This is a genomic window from Paenibacillus sp. AGC31 (genome assembly GCF_057334655.1).
Genome location: NZ_JBHFJH010000007.1, coordinates 19,587 through 31,705, shown reverse-complemented (window position 1 = coordinate 31,705; position 12,119 = coordinate 19,587). Strand labels below are relative to the sequence as shown.

Sequence of the window (12,119 nt, the reverse complement as noted above, 5' to 3'; positions counted from 1 at the left end):
AGCCGCACCTGTAAAGTGCAACTCCCTTTTGCTTCATTATAATAAGATTCATTCATCCGATCATGCCCATTGCGATTCATAAGGAAAAGGACATGTTGACTCACTCAGCTTCGCTCGTACCTGTACGAGACAACCACAATGCCGACAAGTTGTGCCATATTGCAATCCCGGACAAGCAGAGCAGATGGAGAGCCGACGTTCATATTCCTCATCCTGTACCGTCGGACGCGAACGCGAGGCAATCTCCACAAGTCTGGCCATTTTGGCATCGCTAATCTTCACATCGTACTGATCATTACAGCCCTTGCAAGGTTCCTGCCTTTTCATCATTAACCCTCAACAGCGATGACCCCAACCGATGCTGGAGGAAGAACAAAACGTAAGGTGTTATTCTCCAGTGTGAGTCCTTCCCACGCCACAGGCTGAACATGATTCGGCTGTTCAAAGGTATTGAATGCACCAAAATCAGTATGGTGCAGAATCTGCCCGGTTACTTTAGCCGCTTGAGCTGCGTCCAGCTGACACACAACTTCCAACTCATCGGTATGACTCAGATTACAAGCTGTCACATGAATGACCCCATCCTTGTTGCGGGACGCTGACAAGCTGAGCTGAGGAATGGTTTCTTCTCCCAAGGTATACCCAGGGCTTTCATAATTTAAATCCAGTCGCTGCGCATCCATATGAACCTGATACATATCAAATACATGATACGTAGGTGTCAGGAGCATTTTGTCCCCTTCCGTGAGCACAAGTGATTGAAGCACATTGACGATCTGCGCAAGATTTGCCATGTGTACCCGTTTATTATGTTGGTTGAAAATATTCAGGTTAACACCTGCAAGCACAGCGTCCCGCATCGTGTTCTGTTGATATAGGAATCCTGGATTGGTTCCCGGCTCAACGTTATACCACGTACCCCATTCATCCACAATAATGCCGACTCTGCCCTCTGGATCATATTTGTCCATAATCTCGGAGTGCTTCACCAGTAATTCATCCATATGGAGCGTTTTTTTCAAGGTGGTGAACCATTCAGCTTCACCAAATCCTGTAGCTGCGCCTTTATCACTCCACTCTCCTGTAGGGATGGTGTAATAATGAAGACTAATCCCATCCATAAAGCGAGCAGCCTCCCGCATCAGGACTTCCATCCATTCATAGTTGCCTTCATTGGGTCCACAAGCGATTTTATAAATCTCGTTCCCGGAATAGTTACGTACATATGTAGCATACCGGCGATATTCATCTGCATAATATTCAGGACGCATATTGCCGCCGCATCCCCAGTTCTCATTTCCCACGCCAAAATACTTCATTTTCCACGGTTCTTCCCTACCGTTACTCTTACGCCAGTTCGCCATCGGGGATTCGCCGTCAAACGTGATGTATTCCACCCATTCCTGCATCTCCTGCACTGTACCGCTACCCAGGTTGCCACTGATATATGGCTCCGTGCCGAGCAACTCACATAATCTCAAGAATTCATGTGTGCCAAAGTGATTGTTCTCTTCCACACCGCCCCAGTGTGTATTGATCATACGAGCACGCTCACTCTTCGGACCTACACCATCTTTCCAGTGATATTCATCGGCAAAACAACCACCTGGCCAGCGAAGTACTGGAATATTAAGCTTCTGCAAGGCCGTTAATACATCATTTCGAATCCCATCCGTATTCGGAATGGGTGAATCTTCTCCTACCCACAGCCCCTCATAAATACAACGTCCCAAATGTTCGGAAAAGTGACCATATATATTGCGATTTATTAATCCTTGATCTGAATCCGCCTTTAAAATAACATCAGCCATAATTTCAACCTCCATATAATGTATTGTTATCGCTTACAATAACTCGTTTTGGAGTAGGTTTCAACCGTTTTTATTTCTACACAAACAAGCCTCTTCCTGTGTAATTGATTAGGAAGAGGCTTGTTTGTTATAGAAATTCATACGGAGACATGCCAAATTGATTATCATTCCTTTCTAATTTGGATTTGCCCCGTTGTTATTTCAGAATAACAGGCTATTTAATCCTGCTCTGAAGGCAACAACATTTTTTGTGTCCACGTTGTTCCACCATCTTTAGTCTGATAGATCGCAGGGGAGTTACCACTTGTTACTACCAGCCACCCCGTCTTGGCCGATGGGAACGAGATACGGGAACTGTACCCCGGATCTTTCAAGTCAACGTTTTTCCACGTGGAACCTGTATCATAAGAACGTCCAATACCCACTTTGCCAGCTGCGGGTGAACCTGCAGACAGATAAGCCGTCTGATTACCAATCAACGCCATGTTGCCGGGATGTCCACCCGGGTTGGCTGGTCCGTTTCCTTTGCCCGTACTGTTTGTACCTGGTGCAGGACCTCCCCCTGCTGTGGATTGTGCAAATACTTGGGTCCAGTTCTTGCCTTGATTACCGCTCGCATAGAGGGAGTACGATTGTTGGGACATGCCTGCATCACCATACAGAAGAGCCCATACTTGCTGGCCATGTGCATACAGATCCGCTCCGCTCCATGTGTCTGAGACAACTCGAAGAGAGGTTGCCCAGTTTTTGCCGCCATCACTCGTTTGCTTCAGATGATATCCCGATCCAGGTACAACCACGACGGCATACCCTTGCTTCTCTGTTGCGAAGGCAGCTGCACGCGTGTTGGCAGGTGTATTCATTTTACTCCAGGTTACCCCGCCATCCTTCGTCTGATATGCACCATTATAGGTGTAACCGTAACCTACATCTTTATTGCGAAAATCGATTCGTTTGAATTGAATGCCCGGCGTATCAAGCCTCGTCCAGTGCGATCCGCCATCATTGGTACGAATCAGATAAGCTGCAGGTGAATTTTTCACTTGTGCCAACGCATATCCATTCACATTATTCGGAAAATCAAGCTGTGTGAATTGCCACTGCCCGGTATATATGGACTGCCACGTACATCCTGCATTCGAGGTACCGATCAGGAAGCCTTCACCCCCAGCTCGTCCGGTCGTATCATTAAGAAAATCAATGTCAGTAAACTGCAGGTGTTGCTCTTCCACACCGCTGCCCTTTTTCAATGTAGCAGATAGTCCATGATCTCCCTTTCCACATGCCTGTGAGGATGCAGCGTTAGCACCTGATAGCGTATGTACCGGTCCCATCCCCCAAGCCAGTGTTAACGATAATGCGAGTGCACCAATCCGTTTCCATGTCATTGTACTCTTGGTTGTCATCGTAACACCTCCTTCTATGGTTTTACCCAAATTTGATGGTTCTAACGTAACAATCTGATTAACCCCGATGACAATTTCGCAAGAAAAAAACCACCTTTACCCATGATTGGATCATGTAGGCAAGGGTGGTTGATTACTAAACGTTGTGTACTCTAAGTTAAATGGGAAATGTCCTGATACCAAGGATAACAAAACTGATACTTAAGAAAAGGCATAAATATTAAGATGGAGTCATGCCAAGGCAGGAAACCTGCATATACGAGCTATACTAACACAAGCAAAAAATGGTAAAGACAAGGGAACATACGTGCTATAATTAATGTTATGGACTTTTGAATATCGGTGGATGTTTTTCAGACCACGGCGCAGCTTCCCGAAAGGGGGTGACGTCGATGGTCAAACTTGTGGCGTTACTTGATGTAATCCGATGGATTGCTGCGATCCTCAGTATTGTACTGAGTGGGCGAAAGCTTTACCGTTGGTTACGCAAAAAGTTTCGTAGCAAGTGAAAACCCACCTCATAAGGTCGGAAGCCTGACGGTGGGTTTCGCTTGAATAGCATTATTTAGTTCATGCGCGCCGTGGCAATCCACAGCCTTCGGGTCCTAAGAGTCTTTACCGTTGGTAGCGGTAAAGGCTCTTTTTAGTATATGACCGAACCCGATCACCATATACTTCACGAATGTAATATATCAATTAATATACTACTGAATACTTATGTAGTCAGTATAGCACAGCTCTGTCCAAAAGTTAACAATACAAAAACGCTCTCCCCTGCGCAAATTTGAAACCGCGCAGACAGAGAGCGTTATACTTATCGATCATTCTATGTTATTTCACGAATCCAAGCAGCATTTCACGGATCAGCTTCGCAGCTACAATCTGTGTCTGTTGTGTTGGATCATAGATTGGTGCAACTTCAACCAAGTCACAACCAACGACATTCACATCAGATCCTGCGATCATATGAACGGCTTCCAGCAGTTCCTTGGACGTAATGCCGCCCGCTTCTGCCGTACCTGTTCCTGGTGCTGCTGATGGATCAAGCACATCGATGTCGATAGTTACGTATACCGGACGATTGCCCATCTTCGGAAGAGCTTCCTTCATTGGAGCTGCCACTTCAAATGGATAGAAGTTGATGTTCTCGCGACCGTACTGGAACTCCTCACGGGAGCCGGAACGGATACCGAACTGATAGATGTTTTTGCCACCCATCAACTCAGCCGCTTTACGCACTGGTGTGGAGTGGGACAATGGCTCGCCTTCATAGTTTTCACGAAGGTCAGCGTGTGCATCAATATGAATCAGGATAAGATCCGGGTATTTCTTGTACATCTGTTGGATGACTGGCCAAGTAACCAGATGCTCGCCACCGAGACCCACTGGGAATTTGTCGTCAGCGAGCAGACTGCCGATGTATTCATGAATTACCTCAAGGCTACGTCCCGCGTTACCGAAAGGTAAGAGCAGGTCTCCAGCGTCAAAGTATGTCATGTCTACAATGCTTTTGTCGAGATATGGGCTGTACTCTTCAAGTCCAACCGATGCCTGACGGATATGAGATGGGCCGAAACGGGAACCCGGACGGAAGCTGACGGTGTAATCCATCGGCATGCCATAGATAACCGCTTTGGAGTTCTCATAATCCTCAGAGCTGCAAATAAATACGTTTCCTGAATAAGCTTGATCCAGTTTCATTAATGATTTCCCCTTTTATTTCGTTAAATCTTCCACGAATTTAGGAAGTACAAATGCTGCTTTGTGCAGACGCGGAGAGTAATACTTGGTATCCATCTCCGGGATTTGTGTCTCATCCACTTCGAGCGGGTCATGTTTCTTGCTACCCATGGTGAATGTCCACAAGCCACTTGGATAGGTTGGAATATTACAGCCGTACACATGTACGATCGGGAAGATTTCTTTGACGTCTTTGTTCACCTTCTGGATCAGATCCGCCTTGAACCAAGGGTTGTCCGTTTGGGCAACGAAGATTCCGTCTTCTTTCAATGCTTCGTAGATGCCTTGATAGAACCCACGCTCAAACAATGGCGCAGCCGGGCCTACAGGCTCCGTCGAGTCTACGATGATCACATCGTATTCATTTTTATGTTCAATAATATGCATGTAGCCGTCGTTTACGAGCACTTCAACATTAGGCTCGTCCAACTTTCCGGCGATTTCAGGCAAATATTTTTTGGAGTATTCAATGACTTTACCGTCAATTTCGACGAGAACTGCTTTTTCTACAGCTGCATGTTTAATGACTTCACGAATGACTCCGCCATCGCCACCACCGACAACCAGAACTTTTTTCGGATTCGGGTGAGTGTTCAGCGCAGGGTGTGCCGCCATTTCGTGATATACGAATTCGTCTTTTACAGTCGTCATCACCATGCCATCAAGAAGCAACATGTTACCGAATTCTTCGGTCTCTACCATGGCCAAATCTTGAAAATCCGTTTTCTCTGTAACATAGGTCTGCTTAATCTTCGCGGTGATCCCGAATACCGGGGTCTGTTTCTCCGTAAACCACAATTCCATAATCTCTACCTTCTTTCCGTAAAGTTAATGATCAGCCATACCCGACCAAGTGCTGTGCACTATAATCGGTTCGCCCAAGCACGTCCAGCGTTCGGCGCCATATCGCGTTATCATTGCTGGCCTGCGGGAAAGGTCCGCGGTTCACTTCATTATATAGATTAAATTGACCAGAGCGTCTGACTAATCAATGAATCAATGACCATTCGTCTGTTCGTCCTTACGCGCTTTAGTATCTTGTGCCGAATCTTACCTTTTCATTACCCTTTTGCATTATACGCGATTGACGTTTATACTGCAAAACGGTTTTTAAGGCGAAACTGCTACATTTTGTTTGCTTATGCACCCGATTGAATATCCCTGCCAATCAAGTCCCATACTGGAAGAAAAGAGAGGAGCCCGTTCCATGACCAAGCCAAATCAAAAGACCCGCAAACGCGGGTTCCCTGTACGAAAATTCATTAAAAACCTGTCTCTGCTCGCCGTGCTCGCTATACTTGCTACCGCTGCAGGATTAGTCTATCTATACGCAACCAGCCTGCCCCTCGCAGACTCTGACCGGAATTCCAGATTACTGGACAGTCAAGGTGAAGTCATCGCTACCTTCTCCGCAGGTGGCAAAGACTCTGTACCCGTTCAACTGGAGGATATAGCTCCAGATCTGGTCAATGCCACTCTGGCTGTAGAGGACCGCAAATTCTATAATCACTACGGGTTCGACGTCCAAGGGATGGGACGGGCTGTGCTCGTTAACCTCGAACATATGCAGATGTCGCAGGGTGCGAGTACATTGACTCAACAGCTGGCGCGTAACCTGTATCTGTCTCATGAGAAAACATGGACTCGCAAAGCCAAGGAAGCCATGTACACGGCGCAATTGGAGATGAAATACAGCAAGGATGAAATTTTGCAGATGTATCTAAACGAAATCTATTATGGGCATGGTGCGTACGGAATTGAAGCGGCTTCACGAATGTATTTTGGCAAATCAGCCAAACAGCTGGATCTCGCAGAGAGCGCCATGCTGGCAGGAATCCCGAAAGGACCTACCTACTATTCACCCTATAACCATATGAAGAATGCCAAAGACCGGCAGAAGATTGTGCTGAATGCCATGGCGGATATCGGCAAGATCACCCAGGCTGAAGCCGATAAGGCCTATGAGAAAATGCTTTCGTTCAAACCGGAAAGTGAGCGTAAAACGGTGGAAAGTGCCCCGTATTTCCGTGACTATATCCGGAGTCTGGCCATCAAAGAGCTGGGAATCAGTGAAGCGATGCTGGATCATGGGGGATTAAATATCTACACCACCCTGGATCTGCGTGTACAAAAAGCAGCTGAAGACGCCATAGCGAAGGGTATGGATGCCAAAAGCGAGCTGGAGACGGCTCTCGTGTCCATCGACCCTCGTACAGGCTACATCAAAGCCATGGTAGGCGGCAAGAATTACCGCACCAATCAGATTAACCATGTTCTGGCGACCACGCGCCAGCCAGGTTCGGCGTTTAAACCCATTATGTATCTGGCAGCCCTGGAATCCAAGCAACTCACCAGCGCATCCATATTTAACAGTGAACCTACCCTGTTTCACTATGACAATGACCGCAAAACCTATAAACCCGGCAACTTTGGAGACAAGTATCTGGGTGAGATTGATCTAAGACAGGCGATCGCCGCTTCAGACAATATCTATGCGGTGAACACCATTATGCAGATCGGTCCTGAACAGGTTGTGAGTATGGCGAAAAACCTTGGCATTACAAGCAACCTGAGCGCCGTACCTTCTCTTGCACTGGGAACGTCACCTGTCAGTCCGCTGGAGATGGCGTCAGCCTTTTCCGTCATTGCTGCTGGTGGACAACGGACGCCACCTGTCGCCATTCTGCAAGTAACAGATGCCGCAGGACGTGTACTCTATGAATCGCCTCAAACCAAAGCTGAGACCGTCGTGGAACCTGCAGCAGCTTATGTCCTGACTCGTTTAATGGAAAGTGTCTTCGAAAATGGGGGAACGGGTAACCGGGTGTCTAAGGCGATCAAACGTCCGGTTGCCGGAAAGACAGGGACGACCAATACGGATGCCTGGCTGGTTGGGTTCACACCCGAGCTCTCCACCGCTGTATGGGTAGGGTACGACCAAGGCAAAGCCATCTCGACTTCGGATGGTCGCCGGGCGGCGCCGATCTTTGCCCAATTCACAGAGCAGGCTCTTGCGAGCGTACCACCCAAAATTTTCACCGTGCCTGATCATGTTGTAAGTGTCTATATCGACCCGGAATCCGGCAAACTGGCAGGCAACGGCTGTGAAGAGAAACGATTGGAAGTCTTTATTGATGGCACTGAACCAAAAGAGGTTTGTCATGGTACGACGGATGATTCGGATTCTGGAGAAAATGAGAAGACCCGTCAGGTACAGAATCAAAAAGGCATACAGGAAGAGAAACATTCTTGGTGGGGAGATTTCAAACGTTGGTGGGTAGAATGACGCAAATGCGCTATGGCTTAGTTGCGTCACCTATAACCCCTGGTTATATTGAACAATTGGAAATTCTCTCTGGATGAAAAACTCATAATTATTCAGATCGATGAATAAGATCGTTTCACAAGCAAAAGACCCCCAACCGAACTTTCCGGTCAAGGGGCCTTTTGCTTTTTTTTGCTTTTATACTTTGTTGAAAATGATCTGCCTTAGGCGAGTGCTTCCTTCAATACATCTGGAGAAGCATTCCACCAGTCTTCGTTGTGTGAGATCAGCAGTGTCTTAAGTGCAGCTCGAGCTTCAGGTCCAAGCTCATCCAGCATGAAGCGACGCTTCAAGGCATAATCCATGCGATTCACATGTTCGGCCAGCAGTTTCCATCCACGTCTTGCTTCTGTATCAATCCACATCTCACATGCCGTTGCTCCACCATACAGTTGGCCTTCCTCCGTGCGATCGACAGCTACCCACACCAGCCATACCTGGCGTCCGTTGGGCACATCCTCTCGATTGGTAGAGAACTTGATATTGCGTTCCACTTTACTCTTCGCATGCATCGCACCAATATCGATTTTGGCTTCGCCATTATCAATAATGACCGGGGAAAGGTTATTCAGTTCAATGGAGCCTGCACCGAAGCCTTTATGCTTACTTTTTGCACTAACGATATTCAAGGCAATCTGTTTTTTGCCGTTTTGCTCGTTTTGGTCCATGTTTATAGCCTCCAAGGGTTGATACAAATATTTTAACTAATAATTGCCCCATTGCAAACATATACATGCTGTAGATGCTTGTCAACGGGAGGTATTTAACGATGATTCCACGACGCGCCAAGAGCTGGCTCACTGCATCCCTGGCCCTGTGTGTACTTGCCGGAGGGATATGGATCACTCTGGGTTATAATCGCTCAACTCATTCCGAATTGCCAGTACTCGCCCCCGAATCGGGCAAGCCCAAGGCAATAGCTCCAACTCCAGCACCTCCAGAAAGTGTACAGACCCCTACAGCCGAAGTGTACAGCAACCGTGTTGTGGAATACCACATGGATGTGAAGCTGGTCGAAGGAAACGTATTGGAAGGGACTCAGACGATCACCTGGACTCATCCAGGCAAAAAAACCGTCAACGAGCTTTACTTTCATATGTATCCCAACGCCTTCTCTTCTGCTGACACCACCTTTATGAAGGAATCCGGCGGAAAGCTTCGGGGTGATGTCATGCCTACCAATGGTTACGGCTCCATGAACATTACCGAAATGAAAACGGAGGACGGGCTCTCTCTGCTGCACCGGATGCAGTATGTGCAACCAGATGACGGAAATATCAAGGACACCACCCTCATTAAAGTACGCCTGCCCAAACCCGTCAAAGGCGGGGAAAGTATCACACTCCACACCCGATTTGAAGTGAATCTGCCAAAGATTTTTGCCCGGATGGGAACTGCTGATCATTTTGTCATGGCAGGTCAATGGTTTCCCAAATTAAGTGCCTATGAGCCTGTGGGCAGACGTGGACGAACAACGGAAGGCTGGAATCTGCACCAGTACCATGGCAATTCAGAGTTTTACGCTGACTTCGGTATATATAGTGTGCGTATTCGGGTGCCTGAAACATACAAAGTGGCTGCTACCGGATTTCCAACGCAGCAAGCCGTGGTGAAGAACGGAGAAAAGGTCTATCAATTCTATGCCGATGATGTGCATGACTTCGCCTGGGCAGCCTCACCCGATTTTGTGTACGCCGAGGAACCCTTCTCTGCACCCAATGTGCCTGGTGTACGAATCAAGTTATATCTGGACCCAGCTCATCAGGATCTGAAAGAACGTTATTTCCATGCTGCGAAGGCCGCTCTAGCCAATTATAGCAAATGGTTTGGCCCGTATCCTTACGCTACCTTATCCATCGTAGTTCCACCCAAAGCGGGGAACGGTGCTGGAGGTATGGAATACCCTACGCTAGTTACGGCCTTTGGAGCCGATGACACTACGCCAGGTTATGACCTGGAACGTACCGTAATCCACGAGATCGGACACCAGTACTTCTACGGCATGGTTGCCAGCAACGAATTCGAGGAAGCCTGGCTGGATGAGGGGTTCACCTCTTATGCAGAAGACAAACTGATGGAGCAGGAATACGGATTGATTCCGAATCTGCCGGTACAATCGGGACTGATTACGTCTCCTTCATCCTTAACACAAGAATCCTGGAAGTTTGATTCACAGAATGAGTATGCAGCCAATGTCTATACACGTGGCAAGCTTGTATTGCTTGGTATCGAACATCAAGTCGGTGCCAAAAAGATGGAACGCATTCTCTCTACCTATGTGAAGAAGTACCGCTTCAAACATCCCACTTCGGCTGATTTTCAGAACGTTGTGGAACAAGTGACCCGCACTTCCTGGTCTGATTATTTTGACCAATACGTCTATGGTAACGGGATGGCTGACTTTGCTGTAGAGAAGATTCGTGTTACGCCCGTACAGAAAGACGGTCAAACATTGTACGAGTCATCCGTGACGATCGCAAAAAAAGGAAGTGATTACAACGCCGTTCCTGTTCGCATTGCTTTTGAAGACGGGCATATCCTCACCAAGCAATGGAATGGACAAGAAGATCGCATCACGTATAAATTAACTCACACATCCCCCGTATCCTGGGCCATGACCGATCCCCTGTACTCGATCGTGCTGGAGAACCGCCATATGAACAATTTCCTGAAATCCGGACTGGATGAGCAGGCAAAGTCCCGCTGGAGCATGAGTGTAACCAAACTAATAGAAGCCATATTCGGAGGTCTGTCATGGTGAGGTGGAAACGGTGAAAGCGAAAATACGTGAAGGCTGGTTTCTCGTCCGTCAGCATATGTTCATTGCTGCACTCTTATTTCTCTATCAACTCATTTGGGGATATTTCTTCTATCGAATGGTACAATCGGCGGTCATCCCACTACTCCTGCGTTATCCAGATGCTGATGCCGGGGATTTGAGTACACTTTTGTTCAAAATGGAAAGTCAACTTAACCTATCTACCCATCCGGAGGTTCATCGTTATCTATGGATTCTCGGGGGCATGCTGCTGGTTCGCATGTTGATCAGCCCCCTCATTCAGGCAGGACTGCTCTACTCACTTCAGCACTTTAATTCTACAGAAGAGCGCATCCCCTTTATCCGCGGAATCAAAAATCTGTGGAAACCGATGCTGCTTCTCCACACCATACGTACATTATTGATCCTTCTGCCCGCCTACTGGCTCATACCGAAGCTCTACTCCATTCTCATAGACGGATTTCATTCGCTTCAATTACTTTTGCCTGGTATACCTTATGTTGCTGCTTGGATTGTATATGGTTGGATCATCCAACATGTCATACTCTACATGCAGTTCGGTGTGTCGGCACCAGAAGGAGAAGGCGGGGCTCACGGTACCCTCAAAGCACTCTGGATTGCAATGCGTCATCTCATCGCTGTAATCGGCATTGCACTCCTGCTGGGCGGAGTACACCTGCTCGTCTTTGGGGCCTTCACTTCAGCCTCATGGTTATTAACGGGACTTACCGGACTTATACTACAACAGACGTATCCACTTGCCAGATGTCTATTGAGTCTGTGGAAAATATGCAGCCATTTTCGATTATGGCAGTCCAAAATATCCAAAGGTGAGAGCAGATAGTTTAAAAATTGTTACCATCAGATGTTAAACTCATGGCCTAATATGTACTTATAAATAGGCAAACCTCAACCTTTCCCCGTCAAAGGTCGAGGTTTTTTTTGCTAATTTTTTTGCTAAACGTTGCCAAAGCCGTACTCCTCTGTTACAATAATCGCAGTGAGTTTTTAGTAACAACTTTGTAATCTTTACATTCATATTTGTAACTACTTAAAAT

The 12,119-nt window shown here is 47.2% G+C and carries 9 protein-coding genes; 3 read left to right on the top strand and 6 right to left on the bottom strand.

Features of this window, described 5'->3' with window-relative positions; translation table 11 throughout:
- Positions 1-60 precede the first annotated feature (60 nt).
- From ACE04G_RS05510 to speE, 5 genes are all read right to left on the bottom strand, one after another.
- Positions 61-330, bottom strand: coding sequence for a DUF6171 family protein (locus ACE04G_RS05510; protein WP_237178610.1), 270 nt, complete (start codon positions 328-330; stop codon positions 61-63).
- Entirely contained in the window at positions 330-1,811 is a 1,482-nt protein-coding gene (locus tag ACE04G_RS05505; RefSeq protein WP_449003805.1) for an alpha-N-arabinofuranosidase, read from the bottom strand. The genes ACE04G_RS05510 and ACE04G_RS05505 overlap by 1 nt, the downstream gene beginning before the upstream one ends.
- Before the next feature lie 218 nt (positions 1,812-2,029).
- A complete protein-coding gene (locus tag ACE04G_RS05500) occupies positions 2,030-3,217 on the bottom strand; it encodes a WD40/YVTN/BNR-like repeat-containing protein (RefSeq protein ID WP_449003806.1) in 1,188 nt (395 codons plus the stop codon).
- A gap of 831 nt (positions 3,218-4,048) precedes the next feature.
- A complete protein-coding gene (gene speB / locus ACE04G_RS05495; protein ID WP_237178613.1) occupies positions 4,049-4,918 on the bottom strand; it encodes an agmatinase in 870 nt (289 codons plus the stop codon).
- A 15-nt stretch (positions 4,919-4,933) separates the two neighbouring features.
- Positions 4,934-5,761, bottom strand: coding sequence for a polyamine aminopropyltransferase (gene speE, locus ACE04G_RS05490; protein ID WP_017691306.1), 828 nt, complete (start codon positions 5,759-5,761; stop codon positions 4,934-4,936).
- A gap of 403 nt (positions 5,762-6,164) precedes the next feature.
- Here speE and ACE04G_RS05485 point away from each other — a divergent pair, with 403 nt between their 5' ends.
- Entirely contained in the window at positions 6,165-8,243 is a 2,079-nt protein-coding gene (locus tag ACE04G_RS05485) for a transglycosylase domain-containing protein (RefSeq protein WP_449003807.1), read from the top strand.
- Between the two features lie 203 nt (positions 8,244-8,446).
- Here the strand turns inward: ACE04G_RS05485 and ACE04G_RS05480 are convergent, their stop codons facing one another.
- Positions 8,447-8,950: a YwhD family protein gene (locus ACE04G_RS05480; protein WP_017691308.1), complete on the bottom strand. Its 504-nt coding sequence runs from the start codon at positions 8,948-8,950 to the stop codon at positions 8,447-8,449.
- Between the two features lie 101 nt (positions 8,951-9,051).
- Between ACE04G_RS05480 and ACE04G_RS05475 the strand changes: the two genes are divergently transcribed.
- On the top strand, positions 9,052-11,043 hold the full coding sequence (locus ACE04G_RS05475) for a M1 family metallopeptidase (protein WP_449003808.1): 1,992 nt from the start codon (positions 9,052-9,054) through the stop codon (positions 11,041-11,043).
- A 10-nt stretch (positions 11,044-11,053) separates the two neighbouring features.
- Complete coding sequence (locus ACE04G_RS05470) at positions 11,054-11,905, top strand: hypothetical protein (protein ID WP_449003809.1); 852 nt, start codon at positions 11,054-11,056, stop codon at positions 11,903-11,905.
- Positions 11,906-12,119: the final 214 nt, after the last annotated feature.